Genomic DNA, 24,863 nt, shown 5'->3' on the forward strand with positions numbered 1-24,863 from the left:
TTGGGAATGCCTGGTTGAACCTCTGGTTCAGAGGGGTTGCTATAGGTAAGACATTGCCATAAACAAGGAACCAGAGGTTCTGTCATGCATTACGAACCGGAAGTTCGTAACGAGGAAAAGATTAACAAAAAGTCCTTCCGGTGATTTTATTTTCTTAATCTAAACATCATATGATGAACAATTGCTTAGTTATAGAATCGCTTCCAATATTTTATTATTTATATAATTTTATAATTTTTACTAAATAATTAATGTTTATTAAAATAATAGCGTTCAAAAATATTGCATTAGTATTGTATAGATTAAATTTTATAAATAAATTTGAGTATTGTTAATCTTCATAAAACTCACTTGTCATGATTTCAAAAGAATTCACTCCTAAAAGAACGGTATGTAAAGTAAGGCTTACGATCCCCGCCGAATGGGCCGAAAAGGAAGTGGCCGTTGCCGGCGACTTTAACGACTGGGATACGGCTGCTGAAAAACTGGAAAAGAAAAAAGATGCCTGGACCACCACGCTTCGCCTGAAGCCTGAGAACGAGTATAAGTTTAAATACTTTATTGATGGCGAGCGCTGGGAAAACGACGATGCTGCGGACAAATACGTGCCTAATGAATTTGGTACCGAAGATTCTGTAGTCTCGATTGGGGAGTGATAATAGAACCCAGATTTTTGCTGGAACATTACCGGGTTTATTTTACTTTGTATGATTCGGTGGGTTTATCACTAACTAATGCGAGATTGAATTTTGTTCGATTCAGAACTTTTTGAGAATCATTTAGCTACGTCCTGGCTGGGACGTAGCTTTTATTTTTTTGAGGAATTGCCATCTACTAACTCCTATGCGAAGCAACTTAATGGCGAGAATTCTCAACATGGAGCGCTGGTTTTAACCGATGATCAAACCGGGGGGCGGGGGCAATATGATCGCATATGGAAGGCAGAGCCGGGAAAAAACCTGACGTTCAGCCTGGTTTTTGAGCCTCAAAAAGCCGAACGGTTTACCTTGCTTACTTTAGCATGCGCTCTGGCTGTTTCAGAAATTGTGAATGCCTGCGCAGAAGTTGATACCAAACTGAAATGGCCTAACGACATCCTGTGCAATAACAAAAAGCTCTGTGGTATTCTTACCGAAACTCAGTTCTCCGGAAATAAGCTGGAACGTGTGGTAGTTGGCCTTGGCTTAAATATAAACCAAGTTGAGTTTCAGGGAGAGCTGGCTGAAAAAGCTACCTCTTTAAGGAAGGAATGCAGCAAAGAGTTTTCAAGAGAAAAGGTGTTGGCCGATATCCTTCAAAAAATTGAATACCGCTACCGGTTATGGAATCAATTTGATGCCGACCTGGTGAAACAGATAAACCGGGCACTGATTGGTTTTGGGGAATGGACCCGGTTGGAAGTAAATGACGAACAGCTGGATGGCGAGTTTAAGTTTCTCGGAGTGAATGAATCGGGGTCACTCATCGCGCTCAATAAAGATTATGACATCCGAAGCTTTTCTCACGAGCAGGTGCGAGTTCAGGCATAATATACCTTTGCATATTAATGCATATAAGTATTTATGAGGCTGATTCTGCTCAAGCGTTTTGGTTTTGGATCTGGTTTAAGCGTCTGTTTGGACTAAAGGTAATTCTAAATTGGTTTTCCTGTTCAAATAAAGCACAAGCGGACGCTTGCGCTATTTGATGACCAAAGATGGGATAGTATAAAACAAAAAAAGCCTGCTTGTTCATTCAAGCAGGCTTTGCAATAAAATTAAAAAAGCAGGGCTTTAATTAAGCACTAAGCTTTTCAGCAGCTTCGAATACAAACTCTTTGATGGCGCCAAAGGCTTTAAGAGTTTTCTCGATGTGTGCATCGTTATGAGCTGCGGTAGGGATGAGGCGAATCAGGACCGTTCCTTTTGGAACTACCGGATAGGCAACACCACTTACAAATACGCCGTGTTCTTCACGAAGCTTGCGCATAATATCCTGGCAAAGGTCCGTGCTTCCTTTGGTCAGAACCGGAGTTACGGGGCTTTCGGATGGAAGAACCGTATATCCCAGATCACGAAGTCCTTCGCGAAGTTTGAGTGTATTACTCCACAGTTGTTCTCTCCACTCAGGATGATCTTTAATCATCTGCAGGCGTTTACGTGCGGTAACAGCCATTGGTAGTGGGAGTGATTTTGCAAATACCTGACTGCGTGAATTGGCTTTGAGGAATTCGATAACACGAGGCTCAGAAGCAATAAAAGCTCCGATCAGGGCAAATGATTTTGCGAAAGTACCGAAGTAAACATCGATTCCATCCTGAATGCCAAGGTGCGTTCCTGTACCGGAACCGTCTTCACCCATTGTTCCAATACCGTGAGCATCATCTACCAGCAAGCGGAAAGGTACTTCTTTTTTGAGCTCAATAATTTCTTTAAGAATACCGAGGTCTCCGGTCATGCCAAAAACACCTTCCGTTACAACAAGGATGGAAGAATTGTCTTTGCGCTTTTTGTCGGCACGGTATAGTTGTTTTTTGAAGCTTTCAATGTCGTTGTGCTTAAACACAGACTTGTCGGCCATGGAAAGCTGCTTACCATCTACAATACAAGCGTGGCTCAGCTCATCGTAAATAAGGAAGTCATTGCGATCTACCAGGGAGTGGATGGTACTCATAATGCCCTGATAACCGTAGTTGAGTAGCTGAGCAGATTCTTTGTGTACAAAAGCTGCCAGTTCTTCTTCCAGTTTTTCATGCTCGGTAGTGTTGCCGGTCATCAGCCGGGCACCCATTGGCGCGCTCAGGCTGTATTTTTCAGTGGCTTCTGTGTCCACTTTTTTAATTTCCTCGTTGCTTCCAATACCGAGGTAGTCGTTTATACTCCAAACGACCATATCCTTGCCGTTGAATTTCATTTCCGGTCCTAAAGGTCCTTCCAGTTTAGGAAAAGTGTAGTACCCGTAACCTTCAGAAGTGAATGGGCCAAGTGGACTTGGACGGCCCTCAAGCTTATCAAATAAATCCATAAATATGCGCTGAGATTTTCGCTGTAATTGTGATTAGAATGGCCTTTCTGGCCATGTTAAAAGCGTGCTAAATGTACGCAAATATCCCCTTATCTCAAAAGAACCGACACTTCGGTAACATGCAGTTAACATTGCTGTAATCCGGACGCCAGAATGAATGGAACCGAAACCGCCCCTTACAGATACAGAAAAGCCCGAAGGTGAATTCGGGCTTTAAATTCCAGGAATTTGGCTGAAGGTTAATCCAAATTCGGGCGAACGATAAATAAGCCGGTTTCGATATCACTTAAAATAACCATTCCGCTTTCAAAATAGGGGTAGTTACTCCAGGTTCCCTTAAAAGAGGAGGCATCAGTTGCTGGCTGAGTGTCGAAATAGGCGATTCGCTCAAGGTTGGCGTTTTCTACATCAGACAGGTCAAGAATCTGTAGCCCGGAGTTATAATTAGTTTCATAGGCATAATTTCCTTTCACATACAGATTGTGATCAATGGAAAAGGTGTTGTGCTCGTAATATCCTACAAATTCCGGGTTCTCCAGATCACGCACGTCCCAAACATAAGTCTTTGTGCCACGACCGAGGTTTCGCTCATCAAGTTCATCATTCATTAAAAAGTAAGACTGATCTTCAGTCAACCAACCCTGGTGCGAGTACTGCATATCAGCCTGGCGCTCAAAACCGATGGTGGTTGGGTTCTCTTTGTCTGAAACATCAGCGATAACCACATTACCTTCGGCAGAGTTAAAGCATATTTCTTTACCCTGGTGCTCAGAATCAGGTCCGTTGTAAATTACGCACTGGGCATCGTGAATATAACCTGGCGCCACACGATAAAAGCCCGGTTCGGTATCGATATAGCAACCGGAATACGTCGGGTTTTTGGGATCACGAATATCAATCATGTGTAAACCGGTGCTGTCCCGGCTTCCGCACATCATGGATTGCGTTACGCCGGCGGCATAAGCAAAACCGGTTTGCTCGTTTATAACAATGTTGTGGGATGGCCCGAACTGGTCGTATAAAGCATCATGCTCGAGCAATATGGGTGAGCCGTCGTAGTCGCGAAGTTTGGTGAGGTCCAGCACCTGCATTCCATGGGGCTGAGCATCACTAACCACGAATGCATGATTGTCATACACTTTCACATCGCGCCAGGAAGAGCCCTGAGTGATTGATTTGGATCGTGCTGTGGTTCCAAGCCCGAGATTACAGGCCGGATATTGATCGAGCGGAAGCGCTTTATACTTTGCATTAAGGTTCGATTCCGGCATCCGGCCAACCACTACCGGGTTCTCCGGATCAGAAATATCCACAAAAGACATGCCGTTCGTCAGGCCAACCAATGCATATTCTTTATCGGTTTGTGGATCGGTCCAGCCCCAAATATCATTTAAATACACCCCGGATGACTGTCCGGTAAGCTCAAATATGGAAACATGGGCAAATAAATCCACATTGTCACAAGCATAATCCATGGCGGTGCCATCTTTGCAAGGAAAGGGGGCATCACTTTTTTCTTTTGTTTCGGAAAGGTCACAGCTTGAAAAAAACAGGGCCAAAACGGTGATGGCGACAGGTAAAGAGGAACGGTTAAACATAAGGCGGTTGATTAATCTCTTAGAATGTTCAGAAATATAAACGATAATTACTCAGAAAACATATTCAATGTACACTGGTACAAATACTATGTATATAACTTCAGGCCCAAATATAATATTCTGTTTAAGGGCTTAATAAGATTTTAAATGTTATTTCAGTTACTTTTGATCTTGAATAAATTAAGGTAAGGAGCAAATATGTTCTTGTTAATGCGTTACATCGCCAAGCTGCTAAAGGCACTGGCTTCCGAAACCTCGCCGGGGCAGATAGCAGGTGGTATCATCCTTGGAATGATAATCGGGCTTACCCCCCTGTCGTCGTTGCATAATCTGTTAATTGTTGTGCTGATTCTGGTACTTAAAGTCAATATCGGGATGGCTATTCTCTCATTTACCATTTTCAGCGGAATAGCTTATCTCGCAGATCCGCTATTTCACAGCTTTGGAGTTTGGTTGCTGGAGCTGGAAAGTATGCAGGAAACCTGGACAGCAATGTACAACAACGAATGGATTGCTCTTACCGAATTCTATAACACCGTAGTTATCGGGAGTTTTGTGACCGCTATTTTACTATGCTTTCCTGTTTTCCCGTTGGCCCGGTATGGGGTTTTGCAGTACCGGGAGCACATTCACGCCAAAATCCAAAAATGGAAGATTGTGCAGGCTTTTAAGGGCACTAAGTTCTACAGCATTTATCAAACAGTAAACAGGGTGAGAGGATAAGGCGATGAGAATAGGCGGAATAATTACGGTTTTAGTACTGGCGGGCATTGGATTTGCCGCAACTTATTTCATTACCGATGAGTGGGTGGAAGGGCAAATTGAATACCAGGGTAGCATATTGAATGAAGCCAAAGTAGAGCTGGATGGTTTTGATTTCAGCTTGTGGGATCTCCACATAAAATGGAGCCGTTTGCAGGTGGCCAACTCCAACAACACCATGCAAAACACCTTCGAAACCGGGGAAACAGAGTTTAGCATGGAGTTCTGGCCTCTTATTCTCCGCAACAAAGTAATTGTAGATGACGTGAGGCTGACAGGCTTTCAGATGGACACGGAACGCGAAACGGATGGTTCGTTTGAAATACCGGAGGAAGTTAAGAATGAAGAGCCGGGATTTGTGTACAGTGTGGTTAGTCAGGTGACCAGCGAGGCAAAAAAGAATGCCGAAGTTAAATTTACGGATGTTCGGGACGACCTGAATGTGGACAGCCTGATGGCAAAGGTGAATATTCAATCCGTTGATAAAATTGATTCGCTAAGGCAGGGAATTCAGCAGAAGTATGCCAAATGGGACAGTACCTTTAAGAATACAAAGGTGAATGAAGAGGTTGCCAAAGTTCGGAGTACGGTTGAATCCATCAACCCAAAAGAAATTAAAAAGCCCAAGCAGGTGGTAGAGGCCATTGAAAATGTACAAAAGCTTCGAAAACAGGTAGATTCACTGAAAACCCGTGCCGAAAAACTGAAGAAAGACTTTGAACAGGATTATGGAACTACCCGAAATGATATTGACCAGGTAGATAATTGGATCAGGGATGATTACCAGCGGGCTCTCAGTGTAGCTAAATTACCGGATCTGGACGTTCAGAATATTGGGAAAGCCTTATTTGGTCAAAATTTGTTAGGTGACTATGCCGCTTATCTTGAATACGTAGCTATTGCCCGGGAGTATGGAAGCCGGTTGGTTGGGGAAGAGGATTCGGTGCAGGAAATCCCAAGATATGAGGGGCTGGATTACGAGTTTTCGGATAAATATGATTATCCGGGATTCTGGTTTAAAAACATTGAACTGTCCGGTAAAACAAAATCGGATATCTCAATTTCAGGCACGGTAACCGATATCAGCAGCAGCCAGAAAAAGACCGGTCAGCCGGTGAAGTTTAATGTGCAGGGGCAGGATGAGAATGAGGTTGCATTGACGGTAAACGGCGAGTTTAATTATCTGGAAGAAGAACCGCGCGAAAGCTTTAGGGTGAATTATTCCGGCTTTACCCTATCCAAAGCAAGGTTGTCCGGCTCTGATTTGTTGCCGTATGAACTGAAAACCGGAACGGGTGAACTGAATGTTGAGATGAGCATCATTGACAAGCGGATTGACAGCCGCATCGATTATATCGCCAAAAATATCAGCTTTGATTTTGCTGCTGCTGGAAAACCCAAGAACCGGGTGGAAACCCTGATCCGTAATGCCATTGGAAGTACCAATCAGGTTGATGTTACGGCACTGGTAGATAATGTGGACGGTCCGTTGCGGGTACGGGTGCGATCCAATGTGGATGATTTATTCATGAATGCACTGAAGAAAACGGTAAGCCAGGAAGTGGAAAACGCGAAGCGTAAAATCAGGGCGGAAGTGCAGAAGCAGGTTGCCGGTAAAAAGCAGCAGCTGGAAAAGCTTAAAGCCGAAAAAGAGGCCGAGCTGCGCAAACGCTACGAAGAACTTCAGGCCAAAGTAGATGAGCAGTTGCAAGTTGTGGAAGAGAAAAAGAAAGAGCTGGAAGAGCGCAAGAAAGAATTAGAAGATTCGCTGAAGGACAAAATCAAAGACAAGATTGGGATTGATTTCTAAAATCTCAGGCTAAGTCCGGCTGAAAGTGCCGTTCGCCTCTGATTGAAATCAGAATCATCGAGTGGAAAATAAAGTCGAAAGTCGCCGCTGAAAAAGAAGTTTTTATAAATCGGAATGTCTGCTCTAAAACCCGTAGCAAGATTTAAGTAGGTTTCTTTGATTGTAATCAAAGGCTCCGCCTGTATGTTAGCTGGTAACATTCCTGAGCGGGTTTGTTCAATTACTGTTTGATTGAGATTCAGCCCTGAATACACACCTAAAACCACGGGAGTGTCAACCGTTTGCAGCTTTATCGCTGATCCAATAGCATGTCCTTTAAAATTATATTGGGGGCAATCCAGACAGGCATAGGTGTCGAGTCGTTCGGCTTCTCTTCGTAATGAACCTGTAAGTCCAACACTAAGCTCTGATTTTTCGAAATTGAGAAAAGGGTGGAAGGCCTCAATCTCATACATCACCGTGTGATCTTGTTCATAGTCAGGATTAAAAGAATGGCCACTAATTCTTTGTATGCCTGTTTTTAAATTTATCTCCGGAGAAAAAGACTGGGCGACGATTTGACCCGGAATCAAAAAGAACAGGATTATGGTTAAGTGCTTCATCGCGATCACCTGAGTTGCCGTTTCCTGAAATATAAAGAGATTATTTAGATAACAACATCTTTTGCTTTCATGAATTGTATAGCTGCTCTTTTGGGAAAGAATGAAAAGCACAAAGAACCTCCAAGCGTCTGAAGGACCTTGGAGCGTTCGCCGCCCAAACAGGATTACGATATCTACCCAACCACATTCCCGCAACGCTTTCAGGACCTGCGGACGCTGAAAGGTTGCTGCTGCCGTTTTGGGCTGTACCTTTTTTGATACGCCCTTTCGCTAATGGCTATGTTATTTAGATAGCAACATCTTCTGTGTGAAGGTAACTTCACCGGCTCTCAGCTGATAGAAATACACTCCGCTGGATAAACCGGAAGCATCAAACGTGGCCATATGTGAACCGGCACTTTTCATGCCATCTACCAAAGTCACAACTTTTTGTCCAAGTACATTATAAACGGACAGGGTAACATCAACCGCATTTTTTAACTCATAACTAATGTTGGTGGTTGGGTTAAACGGATTTGGGTAGTTTTGGTGAAGTTTGAAATCGTCGGCAATCGCAGGATTTTCGTCTTCGTTGGATGTAGGAGTTTCAAAGGTCTGATTGGTGTTCACTGAGCCTTTAGTGTTAGATTCGGTGAATGCCCAGCTAAAGTCCTTGTATGCTGAACCGGTTCCTTCAAGAGAAAGTGAACTGCCCACAGAGCTGTTGCCGGGCTGTTCCACCCCAATGTCCGTACTTTCCACATCCTGGGCAGGGCCGTCAACCGCAGTAAAAGTTCCTTCATAAGAAAGAAACTGAATGAGTTCGCCGCCAATATCCAGGCTCATGCCATCCGGGCTGCCGTTTTGTAATCCGTTTACCGGAAGATCCACATAGAAAATGGAAATACCGTTTTCAGTATCACCGGCGGTAAAGTCGTTGCCGGAGTAGGTGGCATAAACGGAGCCGCCGTTCCCATTGTACAGGCTTAGCGTAACATCAGTGAGGTCAGCGAATTCCGAATTTACCGCAATTTCTACAAATTCCCCCTGATCACCGCCGTCATTATCATAATGCATTTCATTTATCCAAGCAGCTGAGGGTGTTTCTCCATCATTATCCCGAATGGTAATCTCAGTGGAGTTCGCAGACCCAATCACCGCTTGTTGTGGCCCGGAAACGTTTTCTAATCCCAATGAAATGGTTTCGTCTCCTTCTTCCAGGTCATCATCAATTAAGGTGAGGGTCACCGATTGTCGGTCTAAGGATCCGGCCGGGAAGGTTACGCTTTGGCTGCTAAAGGCCTGGAAGTCATCGCCGGATGTAGCGGTTCCACCCGAGTAAACCACATCCACCGTAGTGGCTGTATCTGCATTTGGGTTAGTGATGGAAAGCTCGATTTCTATGGCTCCGTCTCCTTCACTGAAGTTCAAAACAGAAGCTGAAAACTCCACGTTAGTCTGACTGATTTCACCTTCAAAATAAGCGCGCTCTACCAAGGATGGGTCAATCACAAATGGATTCACTTCATTCCCTTGTATATCCGCGATGGCACACGTCCGCTCGTATTCCGTGGTTGAAACCGCGTCCACAGAATTCCAGTTGCGGAGAAAATCTTTCTGAATTTCAAAGAAAATAGGGTCGGCATTGTCGGCCTGGGTTTTGTACATGGTATAGAAGTAGAAAACGGCACGGGCAATATCACCTTTTACGCTTTCGCGGGGTTCCCAGCTGGCCGAATAGGAAGTGTTAGGGTGTGAATCCCTATACTCGCTGTATTCATCAACTACATTGCCATCAGGATTGGAAAGATCCTGATCAAGACGCCACCAGGTATCGGTTTCCTGATCCGGAATTTCATAAAAAGGGTGATTTCCGCGGGCGCTGTTGGCGCGGGAATAGGCCGGAAAAAGATGATGCATATCGGAACGAGCAGGCTCAGTTGAAGCTCCCTTACTTTGCGGCCAGCTGTGTTCTGCGTTTACGTCTTTTTCAAAAGCATCCGTACTTGGATCGTTATTGGGATCGAGATAGATTCTATAGCCGGTATAAATCGTGGTCAAAGAATCATTCTTATTATCAATTTCAGAATAGAGGATATCCCGGGCGTTATCATAATTGATGTTATCCGTGGTTCCGTATTCCTGTACCAATGCATCCAGCAGTTCCTGACCGGAGAGTTCAGGAAAAATCTGAGTGCCTTGTGTCGGACAACTTTGAGAAAATGCGGAGGTGGAGAAAAGCAGTGAAAACACAAAGATTAAAGCCGCTGCTTTTTGGGTGATGGAATTTGGGTATGCCATGCCTTCCGGTTGGATTAGATGATCGTTTTTAAAAAGAAGTGGTGACGGCGCGATTTACGGTTGTGCCGGTGGAAGCTTCCCTGTCCTTATTACCGGGAATTACACATCGGCCATAATATAAGATTTCTAAGCGGGAGTGGGGTAAATCTTTTGTTAAGGAACCATCAGGTATTTGAATCCGCCAGGTATTCATGAACATATTTGATGGCCATGGAACCTTCCCCCACAGCAGAGGCCACACGATTCATGGCTCCGGCACGCACATCACCGGCCGCAAAAATGCCGGGTGAGCAAGTTTCTAACAGAAATGGCTGCCGGTCCAGCTTCCATGTTTTTCTAAAATTATCGTATCGCTGCAGATCTCTCCCGGTTTCAATAAATCCGCGTTTACTTTTAATAACATCCGCTTTGATCCAGTCGGTATAGGGCCGGGCACCGATAAAAATGAAGAGTCCATCTGCCTCTACATCTCTGTGGTCGTCTTTCTGATTATTGAACAACACCAACTTCTCAAGCTTTCCATCACCACAGGCTTCTTCCACTTCGGTGTGGGCTATCACTTCGATGTTTTCCGTATCATTAAGCTGATGTATAAGGTACGAAGACATGCTTGAAACCAACGATTCTCCGCGAATCAAAATCTTCACGTCTTTTGCAAAAGTGGATAAATACATAGCAGCTTGCCCTGCTGAGTTCCCACCGCCTACGATATAAACCTGCTTATCCTTGAAAGCATGGGCTTCCGTCATGGCTGCCCCATAATAAATCCCGGCGCCCGTAAAATCGGAAATCCCTTTACTTTCCAGCTTTCGGTAATTAACCCCGGTGGTAACCACCACCGCCTTGGCATTAATCTCAGAACCGTCCGCCATTTTTACGGTTTTGTATTGATCGGTGAGTGAGATGTCAACCACTTCCTGCGGAGATAAAAACTCAACGCCGAAACGTTTCGCCTGGGTGATGGCACGACGGGCTAAATCAGATCCACTCAGTCCTTTTGGGAATCCGAGATAATTTTCGATCCGCGAGCTTGTTCCCGCCTGCCCGCCCGGCGCCCGCTTTTCGATAAGCAGCGTTTTCAGTCCTTCCGAACCTCCGTAAACGGCGGCGGCAAGTCCGGCAGGACCGGCACCAATGATAGCTACGTCATAAATGGTTTCATTTGCGGTGGGATTTCTTCCCAGCTTCTCAGCAATGGTTTTAGGGGAGGGTTCGGTAAAATGACTTCCATCTTCAAAAAAGATAGCAGGGAGGTCGTTGGTATTGATTTCGTAATCATCCAGAAGTTCCCGGGCTTTATCATTGGTTTCGATATCGAGCCAGCGGTAGGGAATCAGATTTCCGGAAAGGTAGTCTTTGACAGCATGAGACTTTGGCGAGTACTGATAGCCCACCAGTCGTATTCCATGAAATTCCGGTTTGAAATCAGCCAGCCATTCATCCAGTTGGTCATCCAGAACGGGGTAAAGTTTTTCTTCGGGAGGATCCCAGGGTTTCAATAAATAATAATCCAGCTGCACATCGTTGATGGCTTTGATAGCGGCTTCCATATCGGAATAAGCAGTCAGTAACACGCGCTTGGCATCGGGGTAGGTTTGCCTGGCCTTTTCCAGAAACTCGACTCCCATCATCTCCGGCATGCGCTGATCGCTGAGAAAGAGTGCCACTGTTTCACCCTTTTTCTTCAGCTCAGGCAACGTCTCCAGTGCTTCTCTGCAAGAATCAGTACTCATAATCCGATACTCACTGCGGTATTTGTTGCGCAAATCTCTGGTCACCGCACGAAGGACCTGGGCATCATCATCAATTACAAAAATTATTGGTTTACTCATTCCTGAAGGAATTAAAAATTTAAAATTTAAAATTAAGGACGAGGCTATAATTAAATGCTGAGGATAATTTTAAATTTTTCATCTTTAATTTTGAATTATTTAAGTGGAAAACAGAGTTCGAAGATGGTTTCGCCGGGTTTGGATTGTACGGTGATGGTGCCGTTGTGCTTATTTACAATTTTACGGACAAAATCGAGACCGAGGCCGGTTCCTTCTCCTATACCTTTGGTTGTAAAAAAAGGATCGAAAATTTTGGTATGAATGTCCTCCGGGATGCCGGCCCCATTGTCTTTAAAATAAATTCTAAGGTCTCCGTTTTTGGCCTCAGCAGAAATCTCGATACGCCCTTCTTTCTCTATCGCATCAACGGCGTTGTCGAGCAGGTTCATCCATACCTGATTCAATTCACTCACAAACCCACAAAACTCCGGTAAATCATCGGGTATGTTTAATTCTACCGACACCTGTTTTTCTTTTATTTGATGATTTAAAATGCTGAGCGTGCTTTTCAGTAACTTTTCCAGTTCAACCGGCTGCTTCTCATTTGCCTGATCCATATGCGAATAGGTTTTCACCGAAGAAACAAGGTCAGAAATGCGACGTGATGCATCCTCAACCTCAGCAATCATCTTTTCGGTAACAAACACATCTTCAATCCATTTAAAAACCGGAGTGAGCATGGCTTCATCACCGATGTCTTTGATTTGTTCAAGAGACTCTACATTGAACCCGTGTTCAGCAAATGTTTCTGCCAGTTCATAGGTTTCTTCAATGCCGTGGTCTTCCATCCAATCAGCCAGGTCATCTTCAAGCGATGTTCGTTCCATCAAAGAAAGGGAGGGAATCTCAGCATTCAGCTTATTGAAAATCACCTTGTTTATGGCATCCACTTGCTCTTCTGAAAGTTTGAGCTCCATCATGCCTTTAAACTTTTCGGGTTTGGCGTGAAGGTTTGCTTTCAGGGAAGTAGCGCTTCTGACCATAGCCGAAGCGGGATTATTCAGCTCATGGGCTAAACCGGCAGATAGTTTACCCAGGGCCAGTAATTTCTCGTTTTGTTGCTGCTGGGTAGTGAAATGACGAATACGATCGGAGAGGGCATGTACAAAAGATTCGATTAGCTGATAATGAGAAGCGATTTCAGGGAATTTATCTTCGTGGGTGATTAAAACAGTCGATTCCTCTATTACAGTTACATAAGCCAGAGACGATTGAAGTCTTGAAAAGGGAAGCTTTCCGGTGAGGTCGCCGGCTTCAAAAGTATCGATAACGGTAAATTGGTCTCCACGCTTAAGCTGCAGCCGAATGTTTCCTTCAAGCAGCAGGTACATCTTGTTGATTTCGTCACCGGGCTTTACAATCACCTCATCCGGTTGGTAAGTGCACACTTCCGACAACCGAACATACTCCCGAATCTCGTCTTCCGGAACCTCGGAAAACTGAGGAAACGATTGAATACCTTTTACGATATAGTCGTCCATCAGGGCCTCATGTATAGTTCATCGATATAACACCAGCGCCATTCTTCACCGGGTTCGACAGAGCGGATGATGGGATGATGAGATTCCTCGAAATGAGCTCGGGCGTGTTTGTTTGGGGATGAATCGCAGCAGCCCACATAGCCACAAATCATGCACATGCGCAGGTGAACCCACGAACTGCCCTGCTCTACACAATCCGGGCACACATCTTCCGAGGTATTTGTAACTTTGATCGTATTTTTGTGGGAGCAAGCCATAAGCGTTTATTTAGTTCAGGAAAGTATCAACAAAAGCCTTCAATTGATTATAATCCAATTCACCGGAATATCGCTCCCCGTTCACAAAAAAAGTAGGAGTGTCGTCAACGCCACTTTTAACACCTCCCCGGAAATCAGCGGTAACCCGACCGGCAAATTCATTGGTCGCCAGGTTTACCTTAAAGCGATATAGATCGAGCCCGATATCTTCCGCAAATTCAAGAATTCTGGTTTCACTCAGCGTTCGGTTGTGTTTAAAAAGCAGGTTGTGCATCTCCCAGAACCGATCCTGAGCACCGGCGCACAAAGCCGCCTCAGCTGCTAACTGAGCATTCGGGTGTTTTTTGCGAAGCGGGAAATTTCGGAATACAAACCTCAGCTCCTGCTTGTACTTCTTCAGCAACATCTGCGAAAAACGATATCCCAGCCGGCTGTATGGGCACTCATAGTCACCGTATTCGAGCAGTGTGAGTTTTGCATCCGGGTTACCCAGCATATAGTCATCCTCTGATATTTCAGCATATAAATCGCTCATCGGTCAAAAGTCAGGTTAAGCGAAGTGCTTTCGGATGGGCCTTCTTCGAGGCTGAGCTCAGCTAATTTTTTTCCGGCCTGAGACATCGGCAGACAAACAGCTGTAGCCCCGGCTTCTCTAAGGGCTTTATGTTCGTCACTTCGCATGGTCAGGGCTACAACATCTCCCTTATAGCCATATTGGCGGAGCAATTTTGTGGCTTCCACTTTAGTGCCCGGGTTTGGGATAGCCAGCATGATGGCTTTAATATTTTCAAGATTGATGTTCTCCCATAATTCGGGATCGCGGGCATCACCATACACTACCCGTCTTTTGCTTTGAATATTTTCTTCCAGCTTGGCCGGATCCGCATCCATACCAATTACTTTGTGGCCGTAATATTTCATGTACTCATAAGCGGATGAACCGGCCTGCCCCATTCCAACCACCAGGTAATTCGCACTACCAAGTGAGACAACCTGCTGCCCCGGATGCTTGACATCCCGTTCGTACTTCAGCAGGGAAAGCTCAAACCGACTCCAAAGCGCATTCACATTTGCAGAAAGCGGAGCGTTGATGGCATAAGAAACCGCCACAAGCAAGGCAAAGCTGGTAACAACGGTTTCCGGGATGAAGCCACCAGAAACGGCTACAATTCCGGCTATGAGGGTGAACTCGCTGTAAGAAGTGAGCGTGGTGGTGACCAGAAAGGAGTTTCTGGATCGCAGTTTGAATCCCACCAGCAAAAAGAAGTAGAGGATGGATTTGATGGGGAGTAAGGCTAAAATCACCACGCAGAATATCAGTTCGTTATAACCCGGTAATCCTGCAAGGCCCACTTCCAGAAAGAATCCAACCAGAAAGGCCTCTTTGAGTCCCCAAAGTTTGTGGGTGAGTTCATCAGCAAGTTTATGGCCGGAAAGCAGGGCTCCTGCCACTAAAGCTCCCAGTTCGGATGAAAGTCCCAATACTTCAAAAAGAGCACCGCCGCCGATGGCTAAAATTAAGGCGAATAAAAGCTGAAGTTCATCATGTCCGCTCGCAATTAGGGCTTTAATTAACAGCGGGCGGAAAAGGGGCAGAGCAAGCAGAGCCAAGCCCCATATGGAAGGCACGCCGCCACCAGTTAAAGCCAGCAAAGCGATAGCTACAATATCCTGCAAAATCAAAATACCGATAGAGACACGGGCGTGGAAAGCGCCGAGTTCGCCTCGGTCTTCCAGGGATTTGGCGGCCAGCACCGTACTCGAAAAGCCCAAAAGGATACCAATTATGACAGCCTCAACAAGCTCGTATCCGAACAGGGAGGCAATCAGTCCGAATACACCTGCGGTTAAGGCAAGATGGATGCCACCCGCGCCCAACACTTCCGGTCGTAGAATACTTTTAAGCCGCAGGTGAAGACCTACCGTAAACAGTAGAAATAAAACCCCGAGATGCCCGATCTCGTGAAGGGTGTCGGTGGTTTCAAATCCGAAAAGAGAGAGAATAATACCGGCACCGAGAAAACCGACCAGTGGCGGCAACTTAAGTCGCGATACAGCCATCCCCAGAACATAGGCTGCTGCCAGCCAAAGAATTTCCATGTTTGTGAATTAAAGATTCAAAATGAAAAATTAAAAATAGGTGTCCAACCAATTTTTAATTTTTCATCTTTCATTTTGAATTTAATAAGGCATTAATATGCTTGATCTCATCTTCATTCACAAGGTGTCCCATGCCCGGGTATAGTTTTTTGGTGACATCTGCGCCCAACTGCTTTAGAAGTTCTTCGGTCTCATTAACGCGTTCTTTGGGGATATGTGGATCAACATCACTGCAGCCTAAAAAAGCCGGGGTTTTTTGAAGGTCGCCTGTATATTGGTCGAAATCGACAGATTCGCCGATCACACCTCCACTCAATGCAATCAAGCCGGCATACTTTGCAGGGTGACGCGCTATAAACTCAGAAGCAAGGCATGCACCCTGAGAAAATCCCAGAAGAAAGATTCGGTCTTTTGAGATGCCATCCGACTCGAGTTCCTCAATGATGTCATGAATTTTCTGAAGGCCGGAAGACAGGCCGGGCTCGTTCCTGTCGGTTGGGGCCATAAAGGAATAAGGATACCAGGTATGCCCGTTTGCCTGAGGTGCCCGATAGGTGATTTTTTTATCGGTTTCGAATGCGGAACTCAGGTCGAGTATGCTGGGAGCGCTGGCTCCACGGCCGTGAATCATAATCATGGCGTAATCGGCCTCTGAAGAAGGAACTCCGGTTTCAGCTACGAGTGTGTTTTGATGAGGACCTTCGAAATTTGTGTCTTCTGTTACGCGGAATAAACTCATGAATGCAATTGTAATTGGATTGGACTTGGTAATCATTTTCTAACTTAGAGACACAAAATCTTGTGTCTCTAAGTTAGAAATGTGTTAGGATGTTGCCTTTGAGGGTACCCTAATCCCGGGCAGGATTTCTTCAATCCGGTCCCGTTTGTTTTCTAACCACGGGGGAAGAATCAGGTGTTCTCCCAGGTGTTCAAATTCTTCGTCTACGGTGTAACCGGGATCATCAGAAGCCATCTCAAAAAGCACGCCGGCCGGAACTCTGTAGTACACAGAATTAAACCAGTGACGGTCGATAATTTGAGTTGGGTGAAGCCCGCGCTTATCTACTTGTTCGCGAAGTTGATCCAGTTCTTCCTTATTCTCAGTCCGGAAAGCGATATGGTGGACGATACCCCGTCCATTTTGTCCGTGAATAGGAGCATCAGCGACTTCGATAATCACCGAATGCCCAATTTCAGCATCGGTTTGATATAAATATAGGTTGCCTTCATTCGCCACTTGCTCGAACTCGAATAACTCATTAAGGAGCTTTTCGGTGTGCTCACGCTCAGTCAGGTACATGCGCGCTCCCCAGAATCCCTGAATGGTTTTGTCGAAGTGAACGATATAATCCACATTCTCCACTTTTTCTTTTGCCTGTCCTTCAAACACCAGATCCAGTTCCATGCCGTCGGGATCGCTGAAACGAAGTGCGGTTCTTCCGAAAATATCTTCCATTGTATAATCAACACCGTGATCAGTGAGGCGAGATTCCCAGTAATCTTGTGTTCCTTCAGGAACCTGTAGTGCCACATTCACAACTTCACCGGTTCCGGCTTTGCCCTGAACGGCATTCGGCCATGGGAAGAAGGTTAAACTTGAACCCGGATTGGCAGACTGATTTCCATAAAACAAATGATAGGTACCGGGGTCATCCTGATTCACCGATTTCTTTACCAGCCGCATCCCCAAAACCTGCGTATAAAATTCGGCATTGCGCTGAGCATCTCCGGCCAATGCTGTAATGTGATGTATTCCTTTCTGATGTTTCATTGCTTCTCGTTTATTTGGCGTTCATTAAACCAACCACAAGATACAACGAATCATTCAATAGTTTAACATTAAACTAATTTGTTATTTTCTATCGCCTGTATAGATGCGCAGGTTGCCGGGGAACAAAGCGGGGCTTGTTTCTTTTATATCAGTAAGGAACAGAATCAGCAACCTTAAGTGATTAGAATTATGGATTTATTAGCTCAATCGTACATATTGATGGATGTAAGCATCGCTTTGGTCTTGGGCGGTGTTTTAGGGCTGGAGCGAGAATGGAAGCAAAAGCCGGCAGGTTTAAGAACGAACATGATTATAGCGGGATCGGCAGCGTTGCTGGTCTCTTTGGGAAGGGTCGTGGTTCAGGATTTTGGCACGCTGGCTGCAACCGAAAGCTTTGGCGTTGATCCCATTCGTATGCTTCACGCGGTGATTGTGGGCGTAAGCTTTATTGGAGCCGGCACCATCCTGAAAAGTACCTCAAAAACCATGGTCCGGTACCTGACTACCTCCGCAACCATTTTGATGGCAGCAGGAATTGGAATTAGTATTGCCTTAAAACAATATATGCTGGGAGCCGGAGCCACTCTTATTTTGGTGACGGTTAACTTCCTGTTCACCCGACTGAATAAATGGGTTTATAAAATTTCAGATTATGAGAGTCCTTATGTTGAATAGTTTTTTAGTTATACTACTATTTGTTAGCATTGAGTGAAGAGAAATAGAGTAAAAAAACTATGTCAAGACCGAAAGAAATAGATGCCAAAGTAGTAGAACATATTATCAGGTTTGGGGGAGATATTGATAAAGAAAAGCCGGTCGATTTTTTCTTTTATTTTCCAACCGAATATGCTGCCAGTCAAGTAGAAGTCAAGTTGTTAAATCTCGGTTTCAGTACAGATCTGCATTACCTGGATAAGAATAAAAAGTGGTCATTATCAGCTAATAAGATAATGAAGATAAGTACGGATCGGATTTATGAATTGGGCCTGTGGTTCAATAAGATAGCTGAAGAACAGGGCGGAGAATATGATGGTTGGGGAGCTCCAATTTGATTCCTTTATTCGTACTTTAACAATTCTAAAAGCTACTCAAAAAAGTATTAAATGAACATCTACGCCATCATTATTCTGGCAACCATTGCCATCGATTTTATTCTTGATATCACTTCCAACTACCTGAACCTGAAATCTCTATCAAAAGAACTTCCTGAAGAATTTGAAGGAGTATATGATGAAGATACCTACGCCAAATCCCAGGAGTACACCAAAGTAAGAACCAAGTTTGGCTTTCTGACGGGCGGTTTTGACCTGGCACTGGTATTGGGGTTCTGGTTCTCGGGCGGATTCAACTGGCTGGATCAGATTGTTCGGGCCTGGGGGTTTGGAGAGCTGGTAACGGGTTTGACCTATATCGGGATTTTACTGCTGGCTAAAACCATCCTGAACCTTCCATTCAGTATTTATTCTACTTTTGTGATTGAAGAGCGATTCGGCTTCAACAAAACCACCCCGAAAACTTTTGTGTTGGATATGGTGAAAGGTCTGGGGCTTGGATTATTAATCGGGACCCCTCTGCTTGCCGGAATTCTCTGGTTCTTTATGTATGCCGGAGATTTGGCCTGGCTGTATGCCTGGGGGGCGGTCACTGCCTTTACGTTGATTATGCAATATGTGGCCCCGACCTGGATTATGCCGCTGTTCAATAAATTCACCCCACTTGAAGAAGGGGAACTTAGAACCGCTATTGAAGAATATACCGAGAAGGTGAATTTCCCACTACAGGGGTTGTTTGTGATTGACGGTTCCCGTCGCTCCAGTAAATCGAACGCCTTTTTTACCGGCTTCGGGAAGAATAAAAGAGTAGGGCTTTATGATACGCTGGTCGAGAATCACACCGTACAAGAATTAGTGGCAGTTTTGGCTCACGAAATCGGGCATTACAAGAAAAAGCACATTATAAAAGGGATGATAACCAGCGTTGCCCAAACAGGAGTGCTTTTCTACTTGCTTTCGGTGTTTCTAAACGCCCAGGGGTTGTTTGATGCGTTTTATATGGAGCAGATGTCGGTTTATGCCGGACTCATCTTTTTTGGAATGTTGTATGCTCCCATTGATATGATTTTATCTGTATTCATGCAAATGATTTCCCGCCGGCACGAATTTGAAGCCGATGCTTTTGCAGCTGAAACAACCGGGGAGCCCGAAGATATGATTTCAACGCTTAAGCAGCTTTCGAAGGACAACCTGAGCAATTTAACCCCTCACTCGTTCTACGTATTTCTGAATTATTCCCATCCGCCGGTTCTGGAGCGAATTCGGGCAATCAGAAAAGATAATCAGGAAAGGTGACTCCCATTTACATCTGAGAGGCTGAATGACAACCGGAAGAGTACGCCGGGTTCCGTTTTTCGGGATTTATATTCATAGTCTGCTTCCAGCTGATGCGCCAGCGTTTGGATCAGCACCATCCCGAGAGAATCTTTTGTTTCCGGATCGGCATCATCAGGAAAGCCAACCCCGTTGTCTGTTATCTGTAGGGTAATTTGTTGGTTATTCTTTTGAAGCTGAACGGAAATCAGTCCTTTTTGCATATCCGAAAACGCGTGCTTGATGGAGTTGGTCAGCACTTCATTCACAATCAAGCAGCAGGGTACCGCCTGATTAATGTTCAGGTTGATGGGCTCAAGATTGAATTTAGTCTCAATTTTAGAATGATCATCCATGGTTTCGAGAATGGCATGAACCAGGTTTTTTAAGCCGGCATCAAAATCCATATTTGAGAAACTGTTGGACTGGTAAAGTTGCTCGTGAATATTGGCCATCGATTTAATGCGAAGAGTACTGTCTATCAATTTTTTTTGGATTCGTTCATCGGTTTCTTTGAACGACTGCATCTGAAGCATTCCCGATATTACTGCCAGGTTGTTTTTTACCCGATGGTGAATTTCAGCCAGAAGGGTATTTTTCTCGTCCAGCGAATTCTCCAGCTCCCCCTGATGGCTCAACAGGTTTAGCTTCAGTTCTTTCTGGGATTCAATGGTTTCCTGAAGTCCGCTAAACAGCATGGGCATAAATACCACGGCGACTATACTCAACAGAATAGAATTAGCCGAAATAGCAAGCCAGGAGGCCACCTGATAGCTTTCACGAAGTGGATAATCGACAAGGCGGTTGTGAATTAATAACGCCTGTACCACACAAATAAGGATATTGATGAAAATGGTAAGCACCCCCGCGCGGGTAGGCAAAATCAGCAGGGAGAAAACCGTGGCTCCGAACAAATAAGTAAGCCCGGCCCCAAGTTCACCCATAAAGAAAATAAGGATGGCAGCTACCGAGTAAATAAGGGTAAGAAAAAGATATTTACGTTGATTGATCCGGAGTCCGCTGTATAACGATATGGTTGTAATTGCTACCCCAAAAAAGATATACGCCACGGTCAACGACTGGATGCCAAGCGCAAATACCACAATGGAGGAGGGAATCAAAACAATGATCCCCAGCGGGAAAAGATAGATGATGATGGTGGTAAAGAGCTTGTTTCTCCAATACTCCAATCCATCGGACCGCGTAAGGCTGCCCATGCAGTTCTTGCGAACCCTCAGTTTATAATTCTCCCAAAGCTTTGCCATTAAATTCTATTATGTAAAAATGATAAGTACGGCTAACAGTTATTCTATTTTTACTGTTCCGGCTAATGCAAATTCAGTTGACAATAGAATGAAAGCACCATCCAAAATCAACCTAACCTCAATTTCATTGCTATGTTACATACTACTACTTATCGGCGAATAAGGAGTAAGCATTAGAAAAGGATGCACACCTCACTTGTGATAACAAATAAGGGAGTATCCTGAGATTTTGTTTATTTTGGGGTGAATCAAATAAGCACCGATTATCCATGAAAAAACACATTGAGACAATAGCCATCCATGGCAGCATGAAGGAACAGGTTGGGGAGAATGAACCCATTGTTCCGGGAATAGAAATGTCTACCATTTACGAGCACCGGAAATCGGGCAGGAAAGATGAGGACTGGAAATACACCCGCCATTCAAACCCCAACCGTGTACAGCTGGAAAATGTGATAAGAGATCTGGAACACGGAGATCATTGTGCGGCATTTTCATCAGGGATAGCGGCTATCTCCTCGGTATTTCAAACCATAGAATCCGGGGCACACGTGCTGGTTCCTGAGGATGTGTATTTCGGTACCCGAAAGCTGATCTGGGAGTTTGCCGAACGTTGGAACCTGGAGGTTGATTTCATTGACATGACGGATTTGAGTACCGTTTCATCATCCCTTAAAGAGAATACCAAACTGGTTTGGATGGAAACCCCGTCAAACCCACGACTCCTCATTACCGATGTGGTGGAAGTAAGTAAAATCGCCAAAAACCATGGAGCCATAGCGGCCATCGATAACACCTGGCCCACACCATTCAATATGCGTCCGCTGGAGCTTGGGGCAAATATTGTCATTCATTCCACCACTAAATATTTAGGAGGACACAGCGATATTTTAGGCGGTGCCGTGATCACCAAAGGGAATGAAGAGTTGTTTGAGCAAATCAGAAAAGTTCAGGTAGTACAGGGCGCCGTTCCCTCTCCGCAGGATTGCTGGCTGCTGAGCCGGAGTATCCGTTCGTTTCCGTATCGAATGCGTGCTCATAATGAGAATGGCCGAAAAGTAGCTGATTTTCTGAATGATCACCCAAAAGTTGAAAAGGTATTCTATCCCGGTTTACCCTCTCATCCCGGACACGAAATAGCCAAAGCCCAGATGGATGACTTTGGAGGGATGATCTCATTTCTGATTGACGGAACGGCCGAAGATGCCATTAAGGTTGTTGCAGGAGCAAAAATGATCAAAGCCGCTACCAGTCTCGGAGGCATTGAGAGCATCTGGGAACACCGCAAAAGCAGTGAAGGGGAAGAATCGCCAACCCCGGATAACCTGATTCGCCTGAGCGTGGGGCTGGAACATCCCGATGATATTATTTCAGATCTGGAATTAGCCTTATCTTAAAAACAAAGTAATAGAAAGCCCGTTGGGTTCATCAAAAGAGTGTATCATTTAAAACCATATTCATGTTCAATAAGATTTTTTCTGTATTTCTGATTTCTATCACTGCTATTTCCATGGCGCAGGCTCAAAACCGGCCAGATATGTTTGACTGGAAGCCACTTTCGGAGGCTATGGAGCTGGCTGAGCAAAACGATAAAAAAGTGCTGGTGTATGCCAATGCCGTGTGGTGCACGTATTGCAAGAAGATGGAGAAGGAAGTGTTTACGCAGGAGGCGGTTCAACAAAAAACCAAAGAGCATTTCTATTCCGTTTGGATGGACATTGAATCGGATGAGAAACTGACTTTTCGCGATCAGGAAATGACGCAGATTCAGTTCAGCCGTGCGATGAGAATCACCGGAACCCCCACCTTCATTTTCTTTGATTCAGAAGGAGAGATTATAGCCGGTCAGCCCGGATTTATCCCGGAAGAAATGTATCTGCAAATCCTCGAATTTGTAGGAAGCGATGCCTACCTCGATCAAAGCTTCGGAGAGTTTGCGGGGGTAGAGGCGGAGAATTAGATTGGGGTGAGTCTTCCCTCAAAATCCTTTACATTCCTGCCGTGGAATTGTTTACAGGAATAAAAACAAAAGGAGATGGGAAGAACAATTAAAGCACCAACGGGAACCGATCTGAATTGCAAAAGCTGGCTGACGGAAGCTCCTTTCCGCATGATCCAGAATAACCTTGACCCGGAGGTAGCCGAAAAACCGGAAGAGCTGGTGGTGTATGGCGGTATTGGTCGTGCTGCCCGCAATTGGGAGAGCTTCGATAAAATCCTGGATTCGCTGAAATCCATGAGTGACGAAGAAACCCTGCTTGTTCAATCCGGTAAGCCGGTCGGCATTTTTCAAACTCATAAGGATGCCCCGCGTGTTTTAATCGCGAACTCCAACCTCGTTCCAAAATGGGCCAACTGGGACCACTTCAACGAACTCGATAAAAAAGGCCTGATGATGTACGGGCAAATGACGGCCGGCTCATGGATTTATATCGGAAGCCAAGGCATCGTTCAGGGAACCTATGAAACCTTTGTAGCCATGGGGAAAAAGCATTTTGACGGGGATCTATCCGGTAAATGGATTCTCACGGGCGGACTCGGAGGCATGGGTGGCGCTCAGCCGCTGGCAGCCAAGATGGCCGGTGCAAGTATGTTAGCTGTGGAATGCCGGGAAGACCGGATTGATATGCGCATCCGAACCGGGTATGTAGATCAGAAAGCGACTTCTTTGAACGAGGCTCTGGAGATTATTGAACAGTCTGTTCAGGACAAAAAGCCGGTTACCGTTGGCCTTCATGGAAACGCTGCAGACATTTACCCCAAACTGCTGGACAGAAAAATTATGCCGGATGCGGTGACCGATCAAACCAGCGCCCACGATCCGCTTAACGGATATCTGCCACTTGGTATGACGGTTCCTGAATGGGAAAGCAAACAGAAATCCAATCCTAAAGAAGTAGAGCAACGGGCCAAAGAATCTATTTCAGTGCAGGTTCAGGCCATGTTGGGCTTTCAGCAGCAGGGTATTCCCGTTTTTGATTATGGCAATAACATCCGGCAGGAAGCTTATGATCAGGGTGTAGAAGATGCATTTAATATTCCGGGATTTGTGCCTGAGTACATTCGTCCATTGTTTTGTAAGGGAATTGGTCCTTTCAGGTGGGCGGCTCTTTCCGGTGATCCCGAGGATATCTATAAAACCGATCAAAAAGTGAAGGAGCTCATTCCTGATGATCCTCACCTCCACAACTGGCTGGATATGGCCAAAGAACAAATTCACTTCCAGGGATTACCTTCCCGCATTTGCTGGGTGGGATTAGGTCAGCGTCATAAACTGGGACTGGCCTTCAACGAAATGGTGAAAAACGGAGAGCTGAAAGCCCCGGTCGTTATTGGACGCGATCATCTGGATTCCGGTTCCGTTGCCAGTCCAAACCGGGAAACCGAAGGCATGAAAGACGGTTCAGATGCCGTATCCGACTGGCCGCTATTGAACGCTTTGCTTAACACTTCATCCGGAGCCACCTGGGTTTCCTTCCATCATGGCGGGGGCGTGGGGATGGGATTCTCGCAGCACGCAGGACTGGTCATTGTTGCTGATGGAACCGATGATGCCGCGGCACGGTTAAATCGTGTGTTATGGAACGACCCGGCCAGTGGGGTTATGCGTCATGCCGATGCCGGATATGAAATTGCCATCGATTGTGCCAAAGAACATCAATTGAAATTGCCATTTTTGGAATAATTGGCAGAAATATCATCCGTGGGGACGTATCATGATACGTCCCTACGGATT

Annotated in this window: 22 protein-coding genes; 10 read left to right on the plus strand and 12 right to left on the minus strand. The window is 45.3% G+C overall.

Annotated elements, in window-relative coordinates; all coding sequences use genetic code 11:
• Positions 1-356: 356 nt before the first annotated feature.
• The gene (locus NM125_RS08795; protein WP_255134535.1) at positions 357-656 is read left to right on the plus strand and encodes an isoamylase early set domain-containing protein; all 300 of its coding nucleotides are present in this window, start codon (positions 357-359) and stop codon (positions 654-656) included.
• 93 nt (positions 657-749) lie between these two features.
• Complete coding sequence (locus tag NM125_RS08800) at positions 750-1,529, plus strand: biotin--[acetyl-CoA-carboxylase] ligase (RefSeq protein ID WP_255134536.1); 780 nt, start codon at positions 750-752, stop codon at positions 1,527-1,529.
• Between the two features lie 247 nt (positions 1,530-1,776).
• Here NM125_RS08800 and NM125_RS08805 read toward each other — a convergent pair whose 3' ends face one another.
• Together NM125_RS08805 and NM125_RS08810 are read right to left on the minus strand one after the other, a co-directional pair.
• A complete protein-coding gene (locus NM125_RS08805) occupies positions 1,777-3,003 on the minus strand; it encodes an aminotransferase class I/II-fold pyridoxal phosphate-dependent enzyme (RefSeq protein ID WP_255134537.1) in 1,227 nt (408 codons plus the stop codon).
• Between the two features lie 239 nt (positions 3,004-3,242).
• Positions 3,243-4,601 carry a choice-of-anchor B family protein gene (locus tag NM125_RS08810; RefSeq protein WP_255134538.1) on the minus strand — a complete coding sequence of 453 codons (1,359 nt, stop codon included), beginning with the start codon at positions 4,599-4,601 and terminating at the stop codon, positions 3,243-3,245.
• 198 nt (positions 4,602-4,799) lie between these two features.
• Between NM125_RS08810 and NM125_RS08815 the strand changes: the two genes are divergently transcribed.
• A complete protein-coding gene (locus NM125_RS08815; protein ID WP_255134539.1) occupies positions 4,800-5,324 on the plus strand; it encodes a TIGR03546 family protein in 525 nt (174 codons plus the stop codon).
• 4 nt (positions 5,325-5,328) lie between these two features.
• Positions 5,329-7,173: a TIGR03545 family protein gene (locus NM125_RS08820; RefSeq protein WP_255134540.1), complete on the plus strand. Its 1,845-nt coding sequence runs from the start codon at positions 5,329-5,331 to the stop codon at positions 7,171-7,173.
• Here the strand turns inward: NM125_RS08820 and NM125_RS08825 are convergent.
• From NM125_RS08825 to NM125_RS08865, 9 genes are all read right to left on the minus strand, one after another.
• A complete protein-coding gene (locus NM125_RS08825) occupies positions 7,170-7,886 on the minus strand; it encodes a hypothetical protein (protein WP_255134541.1) in 717 nt (238 codons plus the stop codon). The genes NM125_RS08820 and NM125_RS08825 overlap by 4 nt on opposite strands.
• Positions 7,887-8,057: 171 nt before the next feature.
• The gene (locus NM125_RS08830; protein ID WP_255134542.1) at positions 8,058-10,055 is read right to left on the minus strand and encodes an endonuclease; all 1,998 of its coding nucleotides are present in this window, start codon (positions 10,053-10,055) and stop codon (positions 8,058-8,060) included.
• A 164-nt stretch (positions 10,056-10,219) separates the two neighbouring features.
• On the minus strand, positions 10,220-11,887 hold the full coding sequence (locus NM125_RS08835; protein WP_255134543.1) for an FAD-dependent oxidoreductase: 1,668 nt from the start codon (positions 11,885-11,887) through the stop codon (positions 10,220-10,222).
• A 95-nt stretch (positions 11,888-11,982) separates the two neighbouring features.
• On the minus strand, positions 11,983-13,368 hold the full coding sequence (locus NM125_RS15900) for a sensor histidine kinase (protein ID WP_284700156.1): 1,386 nt from the start codon (positions 13,366-13,368) through the stop codon (positions 11,983-11,985).
• Positions 13,368-13,625 carry a UBP-type zinc finger domain-containing protein gene (locus tag NM125_RS15980; protein WP_349294171.1) on the minus strand — a complete coding sequence of 86 codons (258 nt, stop codon included), beginning with the start codon at positions 13,623-13,625 and terminating at the stop codon, positions 13,368-13,370. The genes NM125_RS15900 and NM125_RS15980 overlap by 1 nt, the downstream gene beginning before the upstream one ends.
• A 10-nt stretch (positions 13,626-13,635) precedes the next feature.
• Positions 13,636-14,160 carry a DsbA family protein gene (locus NM125_RS08850; RefSeq protein ID WP_255134544.1) on the minus strand — a complete coding sequence of 175 codons (525 nt, stop codon included), beginning with the start codon at positions 14,158-14,160 and terminating at the stop codon, positions 13,636-13,638.
• Positions 14,157-15,725 (minus strand): cation:proton antiporter family protein, encoded by a 1,569-nt coding sequence (locus NM125_RS08855; RefSeq protein WP_255134545.1) that lies wholly within the window; start codon positions 15,723-15,725, stop codon positions 14,157-14,159. The genes NM125_RS08850 and NM125_RS08855 overlap by 4 nt, the downstream gene beginning before the upstream one ends.
• A 70-nt stretch (positions 15,726-15,795) precedes the next feature.
• Entirely contained in the window at positions 15,796-16,464 is a 669-nt protein-coding gene (locus NM125_RS08860; protein ID WP_255134546.1) for an alpha/beta hydrolase, read from the minus strand.
• Positions 16,465-16,548: 84 nt separating this feature from the next.
• Complete coding sequence (locus NM125_RS08865) at positions 16,549-17,496, minus strand: VOC family protein (RefSeq protein ID WP_255134547.1); 948 nt, start codon at positions 17,494-17,496, stop codon at positions 16,549-16,551.
• 189 nt (positions 17,497-17,685) lie between these two features.
• Between NM125_RS08865 and NM125_RS08870 the strand changes: the two genes are divergently transcribed.
• Genes NM125_RS08870 through NM125_RS08880 form a run of 3 tightly spaced genes read left to right on the plus strand, consistent with a single transcriptional unit; the run spans position 17,686 to position 19,844 of the window.
• Positions 17,686-18,171 (plus strand): MgtC/SapB family protein, encoded by a 486-nt coding sequence (locus NM125_RS08870; RefSeq protein ID WP_255134548.1) that lies wholly within the window; start codon positions 17,686-17,688, stop codon positions 18,169-18,171.
• A 59-nt stretch (positions 18,172-18,230) separates the two neighbouring features.
• On the plus strand, positions 18,231-18,548 hold the full coding sequence (locus NM125_RS08875) for a ribonuclease E inhibitor RraB (protein ID WP_255134549.1): 318 nt from the start codon (positions 18,231-18,233) through the stop codon (positions 18,546-18,548).
• A gap of 51 nt (positions 18,549-18,599) precedes the next feature.
• Positions 18,600-19,844 carry a M48 family metallopeptidase gene (locus NM125_RS08880; RefSeq protein WP_255134550.1) on the plus strand — a complete coding sequence of 415 codons (1,245 nt, stop codon included), beginning with the start codon at positions 18,600-18,602 and terminating at the stop codon, positions 19,842-19,844.
• Here the strand turns inward: NM125_RS08880 and NM125_RS08885 are convergent.
• Positions 19,832-21,127, minus strand: coding sequence for a sensor histidine kinase (locus NM125_RS08885; protein ID WP_255134551.1), 1,296 nt, complete (start codon positions 21,125-21,127; stop codon positions 19,832-19,834). The genes NM125_RS08880 and NM125_RS08885 overlap by 13 nt on opposite strands.
• A gap of 269 nt (positions 21,128-21,396) precedes the next feature.
• On the opposite strand from NM125_RS08885, the gene NM125_RS08890 reads away from it, so the two are divergent.
• From NM125_RS08890 to hutU, 3 genes are all read left to right on the plus strand, one after another.
• The gene (locus tag NM125_RS08890) at positions 21,397-22,524 is read left to right on the plus strand and encodes a trans-sulfuration enzyme family protein (protein ID WP_255134552.1); all 1,128 of its coding nucleotides are present in this window, start codon (positions 21,397-21,399) and stop codon (positions 22,522-22,524) included.
• A 62-nt stretch (positions 22,525-22,586) separates the two neighbouring features.
• Positions 22,587-23,087 carry a thioredoxin family protein gene (locus NM125_RS08895; RefSeq protein WP_255134553.1) on the plus strand — a complete coding sequence of 167 codons (501 nt, stop codon included), beginning with the start codon at positions 22,587-22,589 and terminating at the stop codon, positions 23,085-23,087.
• A 75-nt stretch (positions 23,088-23,162) separates the two neighbouring features.
• Positions 23,163-24,812, plus strand: coding sequence for a urocanate hydratase (hutU, locus tag NM125_RS08900; RefSeq protein ID WP_255134554.1), 1,650 nt, complete (start codon positions 23,163-23,165; stop codon positions 24,810-24,812).
• The last annotated feature ends 51 nt before the right edge of the window (positions 24,813-24,863 follow it).

The sequence above is a fragment of the Gracilimonas sediminicola genome, from assembly GCF_024320785.1.
GTDB lineage: Bacteria > Bacteroidota > Rhodothermia > Balneolales > Balneolaceae > Gracilimonas > Gracilimonas sediminicola.

Coding starts and splice junctions, on each gene's coding strand:
- NM125_RS08795 (WP_255134535.1), top strand. CDS start 357: ATGATTTCAAAAGAATTCACTCCTAAAAGAACGGTATGTAAAGTAAGG.
- NM125_RS08805 (WP_255134537.1), bottom strand. CDS start 3,003: ATGGATTTATTTGATAAGCTTGAGGGCCGTCCAAGTCCACTTGGCCCA.
- NM125_RS08810 (WP_255134538.1), bottom strand. CDS start 4,601: ATGTTTAACCGTTCCTCTTTACCTGTCGCCATCACCGTTTTGGCCCTG.
- NM125_RS08815 (WP_255134539.1), top strand. CDS start 4,800: ATGTTCTTGTTAATGCGTTACATCGCCAAGCTGCTAAAGGCACTGGCT.
- NM125_RS08820 (WP_255134540.1), top strand. CDS start 5,329: ATGAGAATAGGCGGAATAATTACGGTTTTAGTACTGGCGGGCATTGGA.
- NM125_RS08830 (WP_255134542.1), bottom strand. CDS start 10,055: ATGGCATACCCAAATTCCATCACCCAAAAAGCAGCGGCTTTAATCTTT.
- NM125_RS08835 (WP_255134543.1), bottom strand. CDS start 11,887: ATGAGTAAACCAATAATTTTTGTAATTGATGATGATGCCCAGGTCCTT.
- NM125_RS15900 (WP_284700156.1), bottom strand. CDS start 13,368: ATGGACGACTATATCGTAAAAGGTATTCAATCGTTTCCTCAGTTTTCC.
- NM125_RS15980 (WP_349294171.1), bottom strand. CDS start 13,625: ATGGCTTGCTCCCACAAAAATACGATCAAAGTTACAAATACCTCGGAA.
- NM125_RS08850 (WP_255134544.1), bottom strand. CDS start 14,160: ATGAGCGATTTATATGCTGAAATATCAGAGGATGACTATATGCTGGGT.
- NM125_RS08855 (WP_255134545.1), bottom strand. CDS start 15,725: ATGGAAATTCTTTGGCTGGCAGCAGCCTATGTTCTGGGGATGGCTGTA.
- NM125_RS08860 (WP_255134546.1), bottom strand. CDS start 16,464: ATGAGTTTATTCCGCGTAACAGAAGACACAAATTTCGAAGGTCCTCAT.
- NM125_RS08865 (WP_255134547.1), bottom strand. CDS start 17,496: ATGAAACATCAGAAAGGAATACATCACATTACAGCATTGGCCGGAGAT.
- NM125_RS08870 (WP_255134548.1), top strand. CDS start 17,686: ATGGATTTATTAGCTCAATCGTACATATTGATGGATGTAAGCATCGCT.
- NM125_RS08875 (WP_255134549.1), top strand. CDS start 18,231: ATGTCAAGACCGAAAGAAATAGATGCCAAAGTAGTAGAACATATTATC.
- NM125_RS08880 (WP_255134550.1), top strand. CDS start 18,600: ATGAACATCTACGCCATCATTATTCTGGCAACCATTGCCATCGATTTT.
- NM125_RS08885 (WP_255134551.1), bottom strand. CDS start 21,127: ATGGCAAAGCTTTGGGAGAATTATAAACTGAGGGTTCGCAAGAACTGC.
- NM125_RS08890 (WP_255134552.1), top strand. CDS start 21,397: ATGAAAAAACACATTGAGACAATAGCCATCCATGGCAGCATGAAGGAA.
- NM125_RS08895 (WP_255134553.1), top strand. CDS start 22,587: ATGTTCAATAAGATTTTTTCTGTATTTCTGATTTCTATCACTGCTATT.
- hutU (WP_255134554.1), top strand. CDS start 23,163: ATGGGAAGAACAATTAAAGCACCAACGGGAACCGATCTGAATTGCAAA.